This window comes from Dongia deserti (genome assembly GCF_003574735.1).
Lineage (GTDB): Bacteria > Pseudomonadota > Alphaproteobacteria > Dongiales > Dongiaceae > Dongia_A > Dongia_A deserti.
Map to the genome: position 1 here is coordinate 277,287 of NZ_QORW01000005.1, position 16,853 is coordinate 294,139.

The 16,853-nt window shown below is 63.1% G+C and carries 17 protein-coding genes and 1 tRNA gene; 6 read left to right on the top strand and 12 right to left on the bottom strand.

Annotation, left to right across the window (positions count from 1 at the left end; genetic code table 11):
• Positions 1-21: 21 nt before the first annotated feature.
• Genes DTX69_RS10070 through DTX69_RS10080 form a run of 3 tightly spaced genes read right to left on the bottom strand, consistent with a single transcriptional unit; the run spans position 22 to position 2,938 of the window.
• Positions 22-507, bottom strand: coding sequence for a MarR family winged helix-turn-helix transcriptional regulator (locus DTX69_RS10070; RefSeq protein WP_284735671.1), 486 nt, complete (start codon positions 505-507; stop codon positions 22-24).
• 28 nt (positions 508-535) lie between these two features.
• Positions 536-1,576, bottom strand: coding sequence for a proline racemase family protein (locus DTX69_RS10075; RefSeq protein ID WP_119301400.1), 1,041 nt, complete (start codon positions 1,574-1,576; stop codon positions 536-538).
• On the bottom strand, positions 1,577-2,938 hold the full coding sequence (locus tag DTX69_RS10080) for an FAD-binding oxidoreductase (RefSeq protein WP_119301401.1): 1,362 nt from the start codon (positions 2,936-2,938) through the stop codon (positions 1,577-1,579).
• A gap of 126 nt (positions 2,939-3,064) precedes the next feature.
• Here DTX69_RS10080 and DTX69_RS10085 point away from each other — a divergent pair, with 126 nt between their 5' ends.
• The 3 genes from DTX69_RS10085 to DTX69_RS10095 are packed head-to-tail and all read left to right on the top strand — an operon-like array spanning position 3,065 to position 3,961.
• Positions 3,065-3,388 (top strand): hypothetical protein, encoded by a 324-nt coding sequence (locus DTX69_RS10085; protein ID WP_162917053.1) that lies wholly within the window; start codon positions 3,065-3,067, stop codon positions 3,386-3,388.
• 10 nt (positions 3,389-3,398) lie between these two features.
• A complete protein-coding gene (locus DTX69_RS10090) occupies positions 3,399-3,644 on the top strand; it encodes a hypothetical protein (RefSeq protein WP_119301403.1) in 246 nt (81 codons plus the stop codon).
• Positions 3,645-3,694: 50 nt separating this feature from the next.
• Entirely contained in the window at positions 3,695-3,961 is a 267-nt protein-coding gene (locus DTX69_RS10095) for a hypothetical protein (protein ID WP_119301404.1), read from the top strand.
• Positions 3,962-4,007: 46 nt separating this feature from the next.
• On the opposite strand, the gene DTX69_RS10100 is transcribed toward DTX69_RS10095, so the two are convergent.
• Positions 4,008-5,156 carry an acyl-CoA dehydrogenase family protein gene (locus DTX69_RS10100; protein WP_119301405.1) on the bottom strand — a complete coding sequence of 383 codons (1,149 nt, stop codon included), beginning with the start codon at positions 5,154-5,156 and terminating at the stop codon, positions 4,008-4,010.
• A gap of 258 nt (positions 5,157-5,414) precedes the next feature.
• Between DTX69_RS10100 and DTX69_RS10105 the strand changes: the two genes are divergently transcribed.
• Both DTX69_RS10105 and DTX69_RS10110 read left to right on the top strand, forming a co-directional pair.
• Complete coding sequence (locus DTX69_RS10105) at positions 5,415-6,113, top strand: winged helix-turn-helix transcriptional regulator (RefSeq protein WP_119301406.1); 699 nt, start codon at positions 5,415-5,417, stop codon at positions 6,111-6,113.
• Between the two features lie 91 nt (positions 6,114-6,204).
• Positions 6,205-6,732, top strand: coding sequence for a hemerythrin domain-containing protein (locus tag DTX69_RS10110; protein WP_119301476.1), 528 nt, complete (start codon positions 6,205-6,207; stop codon positions 6,730-6,732).
• Between the two features lie 53 nt (positions 6,733-6,785).
• On the opposite strand, the gene DTX69_RS10115 is transcribed toward DTX69_RS10110, so the two are convergent.
• From DTX69_RS10115 to DTX69_RS10130, 3 genes are all read right to left on the bottom strand, one after another.
• The gene (locus DTX69_RS10115) at positions 6,786-8,009 is read right to left on the bottom strand and encodes a zinc-dependent alcohol dehydrogenase (protein WP_119301407.1); all 1,224 of its coding nucleotides are present in this window, start codon (positions 8,007-8,009) and stop codon (positions 6,786-6,788) included.
• A 509-nt stretch (positions 8,010-8,518) separates the two neighbouring features.
• Positions 8,519-8,902 carry a nuclear transport factor 2 family protein gene (locus DTX69_RS10125; protein WP_162917054.1) on the bottom strand — a complete coding sequence of 128 codons (384 nt, stop codon included), beginning with the start codon at positions 8,900-8,902 and terminating at the stop codon, positions 8,519-8,521.
• A 197-nt stretch (positions 8,903-9,099) separates the two neighbouring features.
• A tRNA-Pro gene (locus DTX69_RS10130) sits at positions 9,100-9,176 on the bottom strand.
• A 303-nt stretch (positions 9,177-9,479) separates the two neighbouring features.
• Here DTX69_RS10130 and DTX69_RS10135 point away from each other — a divergent pair.
• Positions 9,480-11,057, top strand: a complete 1,578-nt coding sequence (locus tag DTX69_RS10135; RefSeq protein WP_284735672.1) for an alkaline phosphatase D family protein — start codon at positions 9,480-9,482, stop codon at positions 11,055-11,057.
• 88 nt (positions 11,058-11,145) lie between these two features.
• Here the strand turns inward: DTX69_RS10135 and DTX69_RS10140 are convergent, their stop codons facing one another.
• From DTX69_RS10140 to DTX69_RS10160, 5 genes are all read right to left on the bottom strand, one after another.
• Positions 11,146-11,451 carry a DUF2185 domain-containing protein gene (locus DTX69_RS10140; protein ID WP_119301409.1) on the bottom strand — a complete coding sequence of 102 codons (306 nt, stop codon included), beginning with the start codon at positions 11,449-11,451 and terminating at the stop codon, positions 11,146-11,148.
• 49 nt (positions 11,452-11,500) lie between these two features.
• The gene (locus DTX69_RS10145) at positions 11,501-13,171 is read right to left on the bottom strand and encodes an ABC transporter ATP-binding protein (RefSeq protein WP_119301410.1); all 1,671 of its coding nucleotides are present in this window, start codon (positions 13,169-13,171) and stop codon (positions 11,501-11,503) included.
• Positions 13,168-14,067 carry an ABC transporter permease gene (locus DTX69_RS10150; RefSeq protein ID WP_119301411.1) on the bottom strand — a complete coding sequence of 300 codons (900 nt, stop codon included), beginning with the start codon at positions 14,065-14,067 and terminating at the stop codon, positions 13,168-13,170. The genes DTX69_RS10145 and DTX69_RS10150 overlap by 4 nt, the downstream gene beginning before the upstream one ends.
• Positions 14,064-15,041: an ABC transporter permease gene (locus DTX69_RS10155; RefSeq protein ID WP_119301412.1), complete on the bottom strand. Its 978-nt coding sequence runs from the start codon at positions 15,039-15,041 to the stop codon at positions 14,064-14,066. Before DTX69_RS10155 ends, DTX69_RS10150 begins: the two co-directional genes overlap by 4 nt.
• Before the next feature lie 112 nt (positions 15,042-15,153).
• Complete coding sequence (locus tag DTX69_RS10160; RefSeq protein WP_284735673.1) at positions 15,154-16,749, bottom strand: ABC transporter substrate-binding protein; 1,596 nt, start codon at positions 16,747-16,749, stop codon at positions 15,154-15,156.
• Positions 16,750-16,853 lie beyond the last annotated feature (104 nt).

Genomic DNA, 16,853 nt, shown 5'->3' on the forward strand with positions numbered 1-16,853 from the left:
GCCTGTGCCTTCTCGCCAAAACTACATGATCGCTGAAAGGGCGCGGCGCAGCGCGCCTTGATTGATGCCGTCGAGCGTTTTGCGAAGTTCGGCTTGCACCCTCGCCACTTCCTTCGCGCCCGCGCTCTGACGCTCGCGGCCGAGCCGCGTCAGCGCTGCCTTCACGGTCCGGCGGTCCTGCGGGTCCTTGATGCGCCGCACTAGCCCGTCCGCCTCGAGCCGATCCATGAGCTGCGTGATGTTGGAGCGCACGCAGGTCATTTTTTTCGCGCATTCGCTCAGGCTGAGCGGCTCACCCGCTTCGACGAGATGCGTCAAAGCGCCGAACTTCGCGAGCGACAGCCCAATCGGTGTCAAGGCTTCCTCCAGGCTCTGCTCGATCGCCCGCCCCGCGTTGATCAGGGAGAACATCAGCTGACGATCGTCCTTGCCACTTATGCCGTGTTGGTTCCGCGTGTTCGGTTTATTCATATATGAATAATACAGGGATGAGCCATCGCCCGTCAAGCCGACTGCAAGGCGCTGATGCGTCGTGCTACTGCTGCATCCTCCCCGTCACGCCCCAGCTATCGGCGACCAGGTAGCCCTGTGGATAGGGGTCGTTGGCGTCCAGGCAGTAGGTGTGGAAGCCGGTGATCCAGGCGCGGCCCTCGATGCGGGGCAGGATAGCGGGCCGGCCGGCGATCGTGGTCTGGCCGGCGATGGTGCCCTTGAAGCGCGAGCCGATGATGCTCTCGTGGTACATGTGATCGCCGACCTTCATCTGCCCGCGCGCGTGCAGGACTGCCATGCGCGCGCAAGTGCCGGTGCCCGTCGGACTGCGGTCGGAGCGCCCAGGCGCCACGATGCAGGTGTTGCGCGTCACCTTGCCGACACCTTCGAACGGGCGGTTGAGTTGCACAATCGAGACCCCGGCGATGCCGGGATTTTCCGGATGCACGACTTTCAACTGTTCACGCGCCGCCAGGCGCACCTTCTCGCCCAGCACCGCTAGGTCTCGCGCTTCGTCGGGCGTGATCGCGTAGCCGAGCTTCGCCGCATCCACGATCGCATAGAACATGCCGCCATAGGCAACGTCGAGGGTGACCGATCCGATGCCGGCGATCTCGATAGTCACATCCAGCTTGTCGACGAAGCATGGCACGTTGCCGAACTCGACCGACTGGCACTTGCCGTCGCGGCATGTGGCGACGGCCTCGACCGGACCCGCCGGCGTATCGACCGTGACCTCGGTGGCTGGTTCGCGCATCGGCACGATGCCGGTCTCCAGCGCCACGGTGACGATGCAGATGAGGTTGGAGCCCGACATCGGCACGTATTCCGTGGGCTCCATGATGATCACGCCGAAATCGCAGTCCGGCCGCGTCGCCGGCACGATGAAATTGAGATGTCGCGCCACCGACCCGCGCGGCTCGCACATCAGCAGCTTGCGGATATGGTCGTGCGCGTGCTCCATCGTGCGCATCTTCTCGTACATCGTCGCACCCGCCGGCGGTAGCACGCCGCCAGTGATCACATCGCCGACCTCGCCTTCGGCATGGCAGCCGACGACGGAAATGGAGCAGATGGACTGCATTCAGATCACCTTGCCAGGATTGAGGATGCCCTTGGGATCGAGCGCCGCTTTGATGCGGCGCATCACGTCGATCTCGGCTGCGGAGCGGCTGTGGTCGAGATAGGCGCGCTTCAGGGTGCCGATGCCGTGCTCGGCGGAGATGCTGCCGCCGATCCGGCGCACTTCGTCGTAGACGAGTTCGTCCATTTCATGCGCCACCTGTTCGAGCGTTTCGCCGACCCATGCCGACAAATGAATGTTGCCGTCGCCGATATGGCCATAAACGAAGAAGAGCCCGCCCGGCCAGCGCGTCGAGAGCTTCGCCTTGAGTTGATCTGCCAGCCCACCCAGCTGCGCGGTCGGCGCGCTCACGTCGAAATTGATGAGATAGGGCAGCTGGTCCAACGCTTCGCCTTCGCGGATCGTCCAGAAACTGCGCACCTCGCGCTCCGACTGTGCGATCAGCGCATCCAGCGCATCACCAGCCTCGATTGCTGCGGCGAGGCATTCCTCCAAGCGCGCGCCGTCGCGGTCCGGGTCGCTGCCCTGAAACTCGGTGAGGGCATAGAAGGGATGCGTGTCCACCATCGGCTTGGTGCCGGCCGCGGGATGGTCCGTCACATAGCGATAGAAATCCGGCCACATGGCCTCGAATGCGCTGACTTCGCCTAGCTCGCGCTGCAATCGCCGCAGCAGACGAACGGTCGCGTCATAGCCACTCGTGGCGATCAGCGCCGTGCTCTTGCAGCGCGGCCGCGGATAGAGCCGCAGCACTACGCGGGTCACAATCCCGAGCGTTCCTTCCGAGCCGATGAAGAGCTGATTGAGATCATAGCCGGCATTGTTCTTCATCACCTTGGTGAGCGAGGTCAGGATCGTGCCGTCGGCCAGCACCGTCTCGAGGCCCAGCACCTGCGCCCGTGCCATGCCATAGCGGATGACATGGTTGCCGCCGGCGTTGGTCGCGATGTTGCCACCGATCTGACAGGAGCCGCGGGAACCGATATCGAGGGCGAGGTAGAGCCCCGCTTCCTCGGCGGCCTTCTGGGCCGTCTCTAGAGGCGTGCCGGCCAGCAGGATTATGGTCGCGCTGTCGGGATCAATTTCCTCGATGCCCCTCAGCCGCTCGAGCGAGAGCACGACTTGGCCGGCCTGCGGTGTCGCGCCACCCGCAAGGCCCGTCAATCCGCCCTGCGGTACCACGCCGAGTCCGGCCTCATGGCACAAGCTAAGCGCCGCCGATACCTCCGCGACCGAGCGGGGACGCAACACGGCAAGCGGCCTCTGCCGGTTCACGTTGGACCAATCGCAGGCGTGCTTCTCCAGCACGGCCGGCTCGGTCGAAACCATTTCGCCCAATGAATTCAGGAGATCGAAGGACATGACGCAGCGCCACCCATGATGAGCCGCGCGCATCTTAATCATCCGAGCCTACCACGGTCGAGGTGGGGACGAATAGTCGCGCCATCTGTTTATGCACGGGAGCTTGGCGACAAGGAGTTAAAGGCGATGAACATCTTCTCAAAAGTGCTGGTCGGTCTGCTTGCCGGCGCTCTGATCGCCGGGTGTGGCACAGTCCCGACGCGAACGGGGAAGAGCAATGACCATGTGGTTGCCTACCGGTCGCAGAACGTCGAGCCGACGAGAGAACGGGAAGTCGTCTACGTGGACCGGACGCCGGTCTATCAGGAGCGGGTCTACTATCAGCGAGTGGTACCGGCCTATCGCGTGATCAGCTCAGATCCAAGTTACGCAACTGTCACCACTCGGCCAGTTTACCAGCGGACCTTCACGACCGGGCCAGTAACTCGCTACTACTATTACACTGACTAGGGAGGTTGCCATGAGGCTTCTTCCGCTCTTCACGCTCCTCCTTGCAGGAACTGCAGTAGTCGGATGCAGCGGGGCGCATGACGCCCTCCGCAACGAAGCCGAGGTCATGTACCGCGTGCCGGCCTATGGGGCCACCGCAGATCGCTACGACGATGATGAGGTGGTATATGTCCGCCCATCATACCGGGCGGTGCCTGCGGCTTGTGATGATCTGATCTACGGCGGCGACGGCTACTACTACTGCGACCCTGACTGAAGCGCGAACCGAGTAACGCGCTGCCACTATTCTGACTAAAGGAGCTTGCCATGAAGCTGCTTGCGCTTCTGACACTCGTCATTACCGGAACAACCGTGGCCGCATGTGGCGGTACCAGGTCCGACCGCAATTATGATCATGATGTCGTGTATCGCACGCCTTCTTATGAAGACCGCTACTATGTCGACGATGATGACGACGAGAGGGTGGTCTATACCCGCCCGACGTATCGGGCAGTCCCCGTCGATCGCGATGATCTGATCTACGGCGACGGCGGTTATTACTACTACTACGACCGCGACTACGACCACGATTAGGAGAGAGCGGGAAGCAAAGTGCTTCCCGCTTTCGCCTCTATGGGCCTCAAAATACCCGATTGGTCGGCAAACCAAGCGCGATGCTGCCTGCAAAGGCCGCCTGAGGCCCGCTTTGCAGCGGGTGATAGCGTGCGCCCTGGATGTCGCGGAAACGCCGCTCCAATCCTGCTGCGCGATAGAAAGCCGCGCCGCCGGCCGCCTCCATTGCCAGCTCGACGGTGGCAATGGCGTGGCTGGCAACCAGGCTGCGGCCGATCATAACCTCGTTGGTGGTTTCCGGTCCGGGCTTGTTGCTGCGCACGGCCGCCAGCATGGCAGCGTGTGCCAGTTGCGCGCCGCGCAGCTCGGTCTCCATCTTGCCCGCCAACTCGGTGGTATGCGGATCCGGCCGGCGCTTGCGTGCCAGCTCCAGCGCGATATCGCGCGCGCTCTCCGCCACGCCGAGATAGACGGCGTAGATCAACGGGAAGGCGATCATCGCAATGGTATGGAATACCAGATGCCACTCACCGGCCTTGCGCTTCAGCGCGACGGCGGAGTCCGGCACCACATGCCCGTCGATCAGCACGTCATGCGAGCCGGTGGCGCGCATGCCGAGCGTCTTCCACACCGGAATGATACGCACGTTGGGCGAAGTCATCGGGACACCGAAATGTAGTACCTGCGGCCCTTCGTCCGAACTGTCCCAGACAGCACTCGTCATCAGCAGGTTGCCGGCAGGCGCACCGGAAGAGAAGATCTTGCGTGCAGTAATGCGATAGCCGCCCTCAACCTTCTCCGCCTTGCCCGAGCCGGCGATCCAGTCCGACCCGCCGCTGGTCAGCAGGATGATGCGTTCGGCCGCCACGCGTTTCAGCAGCGGCTCCACGGGCGCCTTCTGGTGCACCCAGCGCCAGGCGGGAATCGCCACCTGGTGCGTATGCATGGCAAAGGCGAGGGCGGTTGAACTGCAATGATGCGCCAGCTCGCGCAGCATGGTCGCCAGCGCATCCACATCGTGCCCGCCACCACCGAGTTCCTTTGGCACGCCGGCCTCGACTAGCCCGGCGGACTTCAATGCTTCATAGTTTTCCCCGACAAAAGTGTCGGTCTCATCCATCTCCGCGGCGCGCTGGGCGAAATCCTGCCCCAGGTGCCGTGCCACGGCGACCAGATCCTCCACCACCGGCTGGGTCTTCAATTCCACGACTGACATTGGTGCTCTCCTCAAATCGATACCTCGACGCCCACGGGCCGAATCATCGCGCTGTGGCCCTTCGCAATCTAGTTCAGGATCTGTAGCGGTCTGATGGCGGGGCAGAACTCCCTGACCAACTAACTGAAAAACAAGCGAAATTCGAAACCAATCGAGTGGACTTCTGCAGCCCTGCGTGAAACCAGTCCAGAATCTGGAGTGGCATTTGGTGGCAACCTGGGCATAATACGTGGAAGTTTGCACGAAGGGGAGAGAGCCATGGACCAGGTCGGAGGTTACGGGCAGTTTTGCCCCGTCGCGATGGCGGCGGAGGTTGTGTGCGCGCGGTGGACACCGCTTATCCTGCGTGAGCTGCTATGCGGCAGCACGCGGTTCAATGACATTCGGCGCGGCGTGCCGCGTATGTCGCCTACCCTGCTGTCAAAACGCCTGAAGGAGCTCGAGCAGGCCGGCGTCGTGGAGACGCGGCCGACAGCCCAGCCTGGCATCGTCGAGTATCATCTGACGGGGGCTGGGCAAGAGCTGCGCCCGATCGTCATGTCCCTGGGCACCTGGGGGCAGCGCTGGGTGGAGACGCAACTGTCACTGAAGAATCTCGATCCGTCCCTGCTGATGTGGGACATGCGGCGAAGCCTGAACGTTACTCCCATTTCGCCGAGGCGCTCCACCATACAGTTCCAATTCCCGGAGCTGCCATCCTCGCGCCAGCGTTATTGGCTGGTGATCGAGAACAACCTCGTCGATCTCTGCCAAGTCGATCCTGGCTACGAGGTCGATCTCTTCGTCGAGTGCTCGCTACGCGCCATGACCATGATCTGGATGGGCCTGACCACTGTCCAGGCGGAGCTCGATGCCGGCCGCCTCGAACTCTCGGGAGATAGGGCGCTCGCGCGCTCCATGCAGCAATGGCTGGGCCTCAGCGCCTTCGCCGGCGAGAAGAACCGCCGCGCGGCGTAGAGCGAGCCATCGCGCCGGAACAACATCGCAGGAACCAACCATGCAGGAGGCTTGTTCTCCAGGGCCTGTTCTTCAACACATGGAGAGCCCCATGCCGACTGCCGCAAAGCACACGACCGCGAACCGCCGGAGGAGTGCCGCACGCAAGCGCACGACCGGCGGAAAGAATGATGCGCTGAAGCTCCTGAAGGCGGACCACAAGGAAGTCTCGGACCTGGTCGCAAAGTTCGAAGGCGGTCGGCTATCGAAAGACCGCAAGGTGGCCATTGCGAAGCATATCTGCATGGCGTTGACGGTCCATGCGCAGATCGAGGAGGAGATCTTCTATCCCGCCGCGCGCGAGGCCATGCGCAGCGACGAGGATCTTCTGGACGAGGCGGAAGTCGAGCACGGCTCGATCAAGGAGCTGGTCACGGCGATCGAGGATTCCTCGCCCGACGACGATCTGTTCGAGGCGCGCGTCAAGGTCCTGGGCGAATATGTCAAGCACCACGTGAAGGAAGAAGAGGGCCAGATCTTCCCGAAGATCCGCAAGAGCGACTTGGACCTGGCCGAGATCGGCCAGGAACTCACCGCCCGCAAGGAAGCGCTGATGCGTGAGCTGAAGGGCGACGCCTGATTTCCTTCTAATGCCGGACGCCAGCCATGGCGTCCGGCAGCTTGTTCACGACGTTATTCGGCCGCTCTCGCCGGCACCAGTTCCACTTTGATCCAGCCCGGGTCGCGCCGGTCGAACGCCTCGTAGGCCTCGATCGCCCCGCTCAGAGGCTCGGCCTGCGTCAGGATCTCCGCCGGGTCCACGGCACCGGTCCGCACCAGATCGATCAGCAGCGGGATGTACTTCCGGTGGTGGCAATTCCCCATGTTGAGGGTGAGGTTCTTGTTCATCGCCTTGCCGATCGGGAACGACGTGGCGTTCGGCGGATAGACGCCGACGATCGACAGCGTCCCTGCCTTCGCCAGCGCGTCGATCGCCCAGCGCAGCGCCTGCGAAGGCGCATCGCCCGGCACCCAGTTCTCGTCGTTGGGATTGGCTTCCGGCGCAACCTCCTGGACTTCTCGTTCGAAGCTCTCCTCCTCCTTCCGCGCGGCGTCGGCCGCCGGCCCGTGATGGGCATGCTGCGCATCCACGCCGACGGCATCGATCGCACGATCCACGCCGATCTCCCCGGTCAGCGCCAGGATGGTCTTGACCGGGTCTTCCTGGTCGAAGTTCACGATCTCGGCGCCCTGGCGCCGCGCCATCGTCAGGCGGTCCTCCTTGTTGTCGATAGCGATGATTCGACCCGCGCGCATCAGCTTGGCGCTGGCGATCGCGAACTGTCCGACGGGGCCGCAGCCGAACACCGCGACAGTGTCGCCGGGCTCGATCTCCGCCATCTCGGCGGCGAAATAGCCGGTCGGGAAGATGTCGGACAGGAGGATCGCCTGGTCGTCGCTGATCTCCTCTGGCAGCTTCACCAGCCCGACATTGGCGAAGGGAACGCGCACCTTCTCCGCCTGCATGCCGTGAAAACCGCCATTTGCGACCGGCCCGCCGAAGAACGCCGTGCCGGCCCGCTTGCCGTTGGGATTGGCGTTGTCGCATTGCGCGAAATAGCCGGCCCGGCAATAGGAGCATGTGCCGCACGCAATGGTGGACGGTATCACGACGCGGTCGCCGACCTGCAGGTTGCGCACCATCTCGCCCAGCTTCTCCACGATCCCAACCCCTTCGTGGCCCAGCACGGTGCCAGGCTTTACCCCGCTCGCCGTGCCACGCACGAAATGCAGGTCGGTCCCGCAGATCGCGGAGGAGGTGATCCGGACGATTGCATCGGTCGGCTGCTCGATCTTGGGTTCGGCAATGTCTTCGATGCGAATGTCGCCGATGCCGTGGAATACGACTGCCTTCATGAAAGAACTCCGCCAAACTTGTTACTTCTTGCGCTTTGGGGCTTTTTTGCCGCCCTTGCGTCCACCAGTGCGTGCAGCGGCATTGCTGGCCGTCTTGCCACGGCCAGACCCGCGCTTCCCCGACACACCGCGTTCCTTGTAGCTCTTGGTGGTAGTGCTCGGCTTTGCGCTTCTGCTTGCCGGTGTAGGAGCTCTTGCTGTCCCCGTAGCATCGCAAGGACCTCATGACTGTTCCATCTGCAAAACAGTCACCAAGAACTTGCGTTGCTCCGTGAGCACCCATCGCAAGGAAGACGTGTAGCCGCTCGGAACCTTTGCCCGGCTTGTGAGTTGTTATTGGTTGGCCACTTGTGGTGGCGTGGCTGGCGAAGTTTACCCCCTCACATCGCTGAGCCACGGCGGCGGCGAGGGCGAAGCCCGTCCCCCCGAGCGCGCTCCTTCGCCGTCGCCCGCTTTATGCACCGATAAAATTCTGCAATGCGTGTCGAGAAAGAGCGAGCTGGCTTGGTCTACGTCTGCAGGAGGTCGTAGTGGATCGTCTGCACCCGAATCTTCCCATCGCAGATCACGAAGGTATCCACGCCGCAGCCAACACGATAGTTGTTGGAACTTGCACCCCAAACTAGCAGCGCGTAGCGGTCGGCGACTTGGCGCGCCGTGAAATGGAAATGAACATTCGGCAGCTGTGCCTTGAGCCGCCGGGCGGATTCCCTGATTCCATCATGGCCGCGCTGGATGCTGTTGCACGTCAGGAGCAGCACATCATCGGCGTAGTTCCGGTGCAGATCCTCCTCGAGGGCGCCAGCCTCCCTGAGACGCAGATGGTCTTCGAAGACTTCGGCGGGCGACCGTTGCAACAGGCGGCGGTCGTTCTCGACGGCGCGAACTGACATGGCTGTTCCCTTCCAGAGCGTCATCTGCGAAGCAGCACCCGACCGCTTGCGCTAACAGATGGCGCGCGGAAGCATGGCTCAGGCGTGTCAGCCCTCGCCCCCTTTGACAAAGGACATTTTCTCCGCTGCGCGAGCGTTTGCTGGCGCAAGACTGCGCCCGCTGGCTCCGCATGAAAGGGGGATCAAGCCAGAGGGAATGGTCGGAGTGAGAGGATTCGAACCTCCGGCCCCTGCGTCCCGAACACAGTGCTCTACCAGGCTGAGCTACACTCCGACACATGAAACGGGGCGATGAGCCCCGGTCGGGAACTTCTGGGCGAGCGGTATATACAGACGCCATCGCCCTGAGGCAAGCCCCGCCCGGAGGGTCTTTCGGGGATGGCAGGATTCCCCGGAAAATCCCGCGAATTCAGCCGCTTCCGCTACCGCCGGAGGTGCCGGAAACGGCGGTGCTGCGCGGGCCACCGTCCCCTGGCAGGGTGTGGGCTTGTTCGCGAAACCTTAATCCTGTTGATTCCTGGTCGTCATGGTTCGCGGCGAGCATCGCGACCCGCACGAACCCCAAAGGAGAGTCGCGATGCCTCGCACCTCGTCCTCTCGGCCGAAGTCCCGGCGCACCTTCCTGAAGGTCGCCAGTGCCGGCGCTCTCATGATCCCGGCCGGCCTCGCCATGCCCCGCCTCTCGCGCGCCGTTTCCCGGCCGGTGGTGACGCACGGCCTGCAAGCGGGCGACGTCGGCGTGGATCACGGCGTGATCTGGGCGCGTGCCGACCGGCCTGCTCGCGCGATCATCGAGGTCGCGACGACGGAAGGGTTCCGCGACGCGCGGACATTGCCCTATGTCGATGTGCTGCCGGAGACCGACTATGTCGCCAAGCTGCTGGTCGAGAACCTGCCGGCTGGCCACGATATCTTCTACCGCGTGACCTTCTTTGATCTTGCCGACGCGAATGCCATCTCCGAGCCCGTGAGCGGCCGCTTCCGCACCGCGCCCACTGGCCTGCGCGACGTCTCCTTCACCTGGTCCGGCGACACGGCCGGGCAGGGCTGGGGCATCGATCTCGACCGCGGCGGCATGAAGGCCTATGCGACCATGCTGAAGCATCAGCCAGACTTCTTCATCCATTGCGGCGACACCGTCTACGCCGACGGCCCGTTGGCGGCGGAAGTCGACCTGCCCGACGGCAGCAAATGGAAGAACGTGATGATCGAGGAGAAAGCCAAGGTCGCCGAGACTTTGGCCGAGTTCCGCGCTCAGTACAAATACAATCTCATGGACCAGAACCTGCTCGCGTTCAACGCGCAGGTGCCGATGCTTGCACAGTGGGACGACCATGAGGTCACCAACAACTGGTCGGACTCGAAGGTCTTCGACGACCGTTACACGGAGAAGAACGTGCGCCTGCTGGCGGCGCGCGCGGCGCGGGCGTTCCACGAATTCATGCCGATCGCACCTGTCGCCGCGGAACAGGGCCGGGTCTATCGCAAAGTGTCGTACGGGCCGTTGCTCGACGTCTTTTTCGTCGACATGCGCCGCTATCGCGGGCCTAACGGGGGCAATCTGGAGGCCGAACCCGGCGTCAACACCGTGTTCCTCGGTCGCGACCAGATCGAATGGCTGAAACGTGAGCTGCTGGCGTCGAAGGCGACGTGGAAAGTGATCTCCGCCGACATGCCGCTCTCGCTGCTGATCTGGAACGACGCCGAGAACAAGAAGGGTTTCGAGGGCATCGCCAACAACGAGCCCGGCGCGCCCAGGGGCCGCGAGATGGAGTTCGCGGAACTGCTCTCCTTCATGAAGGCGGCGAAGATCCGCAACACGGTGTGGCTAACCGCCGACGTGCACTACACTGCCGCGCATTACTATGATCCGAACAAGGCGGCGTTCCAGGACTTCAACCCGTTCTGGGAGTTCGTGTCCGGCCCGATCCACGCCGGCACCTTCGGTCCCAACGAGCTCGACATGACCTTTGGGCCGGACGTGAAATACGCCAAATCGGCCGACGGCACCGTCGACGGCCTGTCGCCGGCCGCTGGCCTGCAGTTTTTCGGCCATGTGAAGATCGCCGGCGACACCGGCGTCATGACCGTCACGCTGCGCGACGTTGCCGACGCGGCGTTGTGGTCGGTCGATCTGACGCCAGAGCAGGCGTGAGTATCAGCGGGCGCCGCATCGTCGCCCGCTGCCGACACCCCGCCGGGCCGCGGATGTACCGGCCCGGCGGGTGTCGGTGCTTCTCCGCTTATCCAGGAAATGCCGTTGGAACGAACATGTTCGTCGCCGGATGGCGCTCAAACGCGGAGAAGACTGCAGCGTCCAGATACTTGATGATGTCAGGATCGCAGTTCGCGATGGTGTTGACGTCATAGAGCGCGAAGTTGGCCGGATCGTCGGCATATGCCTGCGTTTCTTCGCTCGAAAAGAAACGCCAGCCGCTATCCGTGTCATCGTCAGGCAACTCGCGATACATGAACCCGACGCGCTGACCGTCCACCGTAATGCGGTTGGAGGCGATGCAAGATCCTCGGCGCTCGGCCAGTGGCTTCATGTTCGAGGATCCAAGGCAAAGCGTTTCGTCGCCATATGGCGGCGCGCTACTACCGATCGCCCGCTTTCATCGCCTCGGGCTGCGCCTTGCGGCGGGCGAGGAGGTTGGTCAGCCAGTCGGGGTCCATCTCCGGCACGGAGGACAGCAGCAGCTCCGTGTAAGGTGGGTGCGGGGGCGAGAGCACTTGTGTCTTCGGCCCTTGCTGCACCACGCGGCCCTGGAACATCACCACGATCTCGTCCGAGATGGCGCGCACGGTCGCGATGTCGTGGGTGATGAAGAGGTAGGAGACGCCCAGCTCCCGCTGCAGCCGCATGAGCAGCTGCAGGATGCCTTCCTGCACGATCTGGTCGAGCGCCGAGGTCACCTCGTCGCAAATGATGAGTTCCGGCTCCGCGGCGAGGGCGCGGGCGATGCAGATGCGCTGCTTCTGGCCGCCCGACAGCTCGCCGGGGAAGCGATCGACATAGCTGTCGTCCATCTCGATCAGCTTCATGAGCTCGCTGATACGCGCCTCTTTCTTGGCGCCGGTCAGGCCCCGATAGAACTCGATCGGCCTGCCGATCACCTCATAGACCGTCTGGCGCGGATTGAGCGCGGTGTCCGGCATCTGGTAGATCATCTGGATGCGGCGTAGCGTGTCCGCATTGCGCTCCTTCAGTGCCCGCGGCAGCGCCTTGCCATTGAAGATGATCTGGCCTTCGATCGGTGGCAGCAGGCCGGTGATGACGCGCGCCAGCGTGGACTTTCCCGATCCGGACTCGCCCACCACCGCCACCGTGCGGCCGCGCGGCACCGTCACCGTCACGTCGCTCAGCACGCGCACGGCGTTGCCGTAGGCGGCGGTCACGTTCTTCACCTGCAGGATTGGCTCGCCGCCCGGCTGCTCCTGCTTGCCGAGCTTGCGCACCGACCAGAGCGACCTGGTGTATTCCTCGCGCGGGCTGGTCAGCATCTCGCGCGTCGGTGCCTCCTCTACCGACTTGCCGTAGCGCAGCACCTTGATACGGTCCGCCATCTGCGCCACCACCGCCAGATCGTGCGTGATGTAGATTGCGGCGGTGTGGAACTGCTCCACGATATCGCGGATCGCGGCCAGCACTTCGACCTGGGTCGTGACGTCGAGCGCCGTGGTCGGCTCGTCGAAGATGATGAGGTCGGGCCGGCAGGTCATCGCCATCGCCGTCATGGCGCGCTGCAGCTGGCCGCCCGAGACCTGGTGCGGATACCGGAAGCCGATCTCCTCGGGGTTCGGCAGACGCAGGCGGTGATAGAGCTCGATCGCGTCCTTCTCGGCCTCTGCTTTTGTGCGGAAGCCCTCACGCAGCTCCGCCTCGATGGTCTGCTCCAGCAGGCGATGGGCGGGATTAAAGGAGGCGGCGGCGCTTTGCGCTACATAAGCGATGCGGGTGCCGCGCAGTTTGCGACGCGTCTCGTCGCTCGCCGTCAGCAGGTCGATACCGTCGAAGACGACGCTGCCACCCGAAATACGACAGCCGCCCCGCGCATATCCCATGGCCGCAAGCCCGATGGTGGACTTGCCCGCTCCGGATTCGCCGATCAGGCCCAGGACCTCGCCACGCTTCAGTGTTAGATCGACGCCGCGCACAATCGGCTGCCAGACCTCGTCGCTCTCGCCTTCGATCTGCAAATTGCGGATCTCCAAGAGCACATCGCCCTTGGTGCGGGCGCCCCTCGATGACTTTGCGGTCTCGTTCATTCGCGCAGCCCACTCGTCTTGTGCAGGAACCAGTCGACCACGAAATTCACCGCGACCGTGAGCAGCGCAATCGCGCCGGCAGGCAAAAGCGGCGTGACGTCCCCATACGTGATGAGAGCAGCATTGTCCCGCACCATCGAACCCCAGTCGGCCGTCGGCGGCTTGATGCCGAGTCCTAGGAAGGAGAGGGCGCTAATGGTGAGGAAAACGAAGCAGAACCGAAGCCCGAACTCTGCCACCAGCGGCGGCATGATGTTGGGCAGAATCTCGCGCCGCATGATCCAAGGCAGCTTCTCGCCGCGCAGCCGCGCTGCCTCGACATAGTCCATCACCACCACGCCCTGTGCGACGGATCGGCTCAGCCGGAACACGCGCGTGGAGTCTAGCACGGCAATGACGACGATCAGGTTCACGATCGAGGAACCGAGGATGGACAGCAGCACCAGCGCGAAGATCAGCTGCGGAATGGACATGAGCACGTCGACCGCACGGCCCAGCACCTGGTCGAGCCAGCCGCCCGATATGGCCGCCATCAAGCCCAGCCCGCCGCCCAGCAGAAACGACAGCATGGTGGTCAGGAACGCGATACCGACCGTGTTGCGCGCGCCGTAGATAAGGCGCGAGAGCATGTCGCGACCAAGCTGGTCAGTGCCGAGAAGGAACTGTCCTCCCCAGGGCTCGAACGCGCCCCCCACGAGCTCGCTTTCCGGATAAGGCGCGAGCCAGGGGGCGCCAACCGCGACGAACAGATACAGGCCGATGACGATCAACCCGAACCAAGCCGTTGGGGGTGCCTTGCGCAGAACGCGCCAGACGCGCGCACGCCTGCTGCGGCGGCCGGGCAGTGGCTGCGCCGCCGCCACAGGTCTATCGGAGGTGTGCGCGCTCTCGGTCATCGCGGATGCAGCAATCTCGGGTTGGAGACGATCGTGACGATGTCGGCAAGAAGGTTGAGCAGGATGTATGTCCCGGCGAATACAAGGGCACAGCCCTGCACGACCGGCAAATCGCGTTTCGATACCGCATCGACCATCAATTGCCCAATACCGGGATAGGTGAACACCACCTCGACCACCACCACGCCCACCACCAGGTAGGCAAGGTTGAGCGCGATGACATTGGCGATCGGCGCCCAGGCATTCGGCAGCGCATGACGCAAGATGACCTGCATCGGTCTTGCGCCCTTCAGGCGACTCATCTCGATATACGGGCTGGCGAGTAGGTTGATGATAGCCGCGCGGGTCATCCGCATCATGTGCGCGACGATCACCAGCACAAGTGTAAGCGTGGGCAGCGCAATGGCGTGCAATCGGTCCAGGAACGGCATGTTCGGCGTTATGCTCGCCAGCGATACGAAAATCGGGAACTTGACCGCCAGGAACATGATCAGGATATAGGCCAGGAAGAATTCCGGCGACGAGATCGAGGTCAAGCTGACGACATTGACTGCCCGGTCGAAGAAGCTGTTGCGGTAGAGCGCGGCCATGAAGCCGAGGAACAGGGAGAGAGGCACGGCGATCAACGCCGCGGCACCGGCGAGGAAGAGCGTGTTCAGCAGCCTAGGCCCAATCATCTCGGCGACCAGCCGGCGATGGCCGGCGAGGCTGCCCGCGCTCGCATACGACTCGCCGAAATCACCGCGCAGCACGCCGCTGATCCAATTGAAATAGCGCACGACCGGGGAGCGGTCGAGGCCGATTTCCCGCTGGAACGCAGCTACGGTCTCAGGCGTCGCCGACTGCCCCAGCACCGCTCTCGCGAAATCGCCGGGCAGCATTTCGATGGTGAGCGAAATGATGATGGACACCACGAACAGGGTCGCGATGCCCAGCCCCAAGCGCTGCAGAATCGTCCTCAGAACTGGATTCATTGCCTTGCTTCAGAGCCAAAATGTCCCTTCCCGAAGCCTCGTCCGGAAAGGTCGCCTTCACTGTACCGGCCGGCTCGCACATTGGCAAACCGGCCGGCCACGTGACTGACCGCTATGCGAACCACCAGCGCTCGGCGATCTTGAAGCCGTCGCCTTCCCAGTTGCCCGCGATCTTGCCGTGCGCGAGCTTCTTGGAGGACGCATCGACGTAGTTGTTGAAGACGAGGACGATGGCACCGCCCTCGTCGTGCTGAATCTGCTGCATCTCCGCATAGATGGCGGCGCGCTTCTTCTCGTCCGTCTCGGCTCGCCCCTGGATCAGCAACTCATTGAACCGTGGATGAGCAAAGTTCGTCTCGTTCCACGCGGCTCCCTTGGCGTAGGTCGTCGTGAACATCCAATCGCAGGTGGGGCGGCCGCCCCAGTAGCTGGCGCACCAGGGCTTCTTCAGCCACACATTGTCCCAGTAGCCGTCGTTCGGTTCGCGCACGACGTTGATATCAATGCCCGCTGCCTTGGCATGCTGCTGGTAGAGCACGGCGGCATCCACCGCGCCGTTGAACGCGGCATCCGCCACCGACAGATTGACCTTGAGGTTCTCCATTCCCGCCTTCTTCAGGTGGAACTTCGCCTTTTCCGGATCATAGGTGTGCTTCGGCTCGGGATCGATCGCGAACTTGACAGATGGAGCGATCGGATTGTCGTTGCCCGGCGCGGCGTGACCCAGGAAGACCTTGTCGACAATGTCCTGCCGATTGATCGCATATTTCAGCGCCGTCCGCACGTCTACATTGTCGAACGGTGCAGCGTCGACCAGCATTGGGAACGTATAGTGGCCGAGGCCGGTCACCTCGTCGATATTGACGTTGGGATCACGCTTCAGCAGGTTCAGGGTCTTGAGATCCGCACGGCTGATCCAATGGAGCTGGCCGGCGGTCAGCGCCGCGGTGCGAGCCGTCACATCGGGGATCGTCAGGAACTCGACCTCGTCAAACCATGCCGTTTTATGATAGTTCGGGTTCCGGGTCAGATGCGCCCGGACGCCGGGTTCATATTCGCCATAGACATAGGCGCCGGTCCGCACGCCCGACTGCCAATCGGCCTTGCCGTCCTTCGCCGGCATGATCGGGATGTGATATTCGCTGGCGACGTAAGGGAAGTCCGCGTTCGCGCCCGTCAGCGTAAACACGACTTGGTCCTTTCCGTCGGCCTTGATCTCTTTGACATCGGCCAGCAGCGATTTGGCAGCCGACTTCGAGTCCGGGCCCATATGGTGCTGGAACGAAATGATGACGTCTTCGGGAGTCACGCCCTTGCCGTTATGGAAGGTGATGCCGTTGCGGATCTTGAAGACCCAGGTCGCCGCGTCGTCGCCGGGCTCGAAGGATTCGGCGACGTCCGGGTGGATATTGCCGTCCGCATCAACCTCCGTCAGGTTATTAGACATGGCGCCGGCGAACGGAATTTGCGTAGCGGTATCGGGGTAGCCGGCGGGATCGAGCGAATCCGTGGTTGCGCCGTGGGCAAGGCCGAACTTGGCGAATCCGCCTTTCTTGGGTTCGGCGCGCGCGGCTTTCACGAACATCGTTTCGGCGGCCCCGGCGGTGAGCCCGGCGGCAAGCGCCAACTGGACGAACTGGCGGCGCGAAACCTTCCCCCGGCCCACCAGTTTTTCAGCCAGCTTCAGTTTCTCCATGCTCTCAGACATCGAAACTCCCCTCCTTCGAGTTGGGCCAAATCAATCCCGCCCGCTACCTGTGCGGGCCAACCATCCTCTAAAGGCACGCTTCCCAGGTAACCACCGGGAAGCGT

What these genes read in the sequence shown, in the direction of transcription:
- DTX69_RS10085 (WP_162917053.1), top strand. Translation starts at nt 3,065, where the DNA reads ATGAACATCTTCTCAAAAGTGCTGGTCGGTCTGCTTGCCGGCGCTCTG.
- DTX69_RS10110 (WP_119301476.1), top strand. Translation starts at nt 6,205, where the DNA reads ATGCCGACTGCCGCAAAGCACACGACCGCGAACCGCCGGAGGAGTGCC.
- DTX69_RS10125 (WP_162917054.1), bottom strand. Translation starts at nt 8,902, where the DNA reads ATGTCAGTTCGCGCCGTCGAGAACGACCGCCGCCTGTTGCAACGGTCG.
- DTX69_RS10105 (WP_119301406.1), top strand. Translation starts at nt 5,415, where the DNA reads ATGGACCAGGTCGGAGGTTACGGGCAGTTTTGCCCCGTCGCGATGGCG.
- DTX69_RS10115 (WP_119301407.1), bottom strand. Translation starts at nt 8,009, where the DNA reads ATGAAGGCAGTCGTATTCCACGGCATCGGCGACATTCGCATCGAAGAC.
- DTX69_RS10095 (WP_119301404.1), top strand. Translation starts at nt 3,695, where the DNA reads ATGAAGCTGCTTGCGCTTCTGACACTCGTCATTACCGGAACAACCGTG.
- DTX69_RS10150 (WP_119301411.1), bottom strand. Translation starts at nt 14,067, where the DNA reads ATGACCGAGAGCGCGCACACCTCCGATAGACCTGTGGCGGCGGCGCAG.
- DTX69_RS10140 (WP_119301409.1), bottom strand. Translation starts at nt 11,451, where the DNA reads ATGAAGCCACTGGCCGAGCGCCGAGGATCTTGCATCGCCTCCAACCGC.
- DTX69_RS10145 (WP_119301410.1), bottom strand. Translation starts at nt 13,171, where the DNA reads ATGAACGAGACCGCAAAGTCATCGAGGGGCGCCCGCACCAAGGGCGAT.
- DTX69_RS10080 (WP_119301401.1), bottom strand. Translation starts at nt 2,938, where the DNA reads ATGTCCTTCGATCTCCTGAATTCATTGGGCGAAATGGTTTCGACCGAG.
- DTX69_RS10155 (WP_119301412.1), bottom strand. Translation starts at nt 15,041, where the DNA reads ATGAATCCAGTTCTGAGGACGATTCTGCAGCGCTTGGGGCTGGGCATC.
- DTX69_RS10075 (WP_119301400.1), bottom strand. Translation starts at nt 1,576, where the DNA reads ATGCAGTCCATCTGCTCCATTTCCGTCGTCGGCTGCCATGCCGAAGGC.
- DTX69_RS10135 (WP_284735672.1), top strand. Translation starts at nt 9,480, where the DNA reads ATGCCTCGCACCTCGTCCTCTCGGCCGAAGTCCCGGCGCACCTTCCTG.
- DTX69_RS10160 (WP_284735673.1), bottom strand. Translation starts at nt 16,749, where the DNA reads ATGTCTGAGAGCATGGAGAAACTGAAGCTGGCTGAAAAACTGGTGGGC.
- DTX69_RS10100 (WP_119301405.1), bottom strand. Translation starts at nt 5,156, where the DNA reads ATGTCAGTCGTGGAATTGAAGACCCAGCCGGTGGTGGAGGATCTGGTC.
- DTX69_RS10090 (WP_119301403.1), top strand. Translation starts at nt 3,399, where the DNA reads ATGAGGCTTCTTCCGCTCTTCACGCTCCTCCTTGCAGGAACTGCAGTA.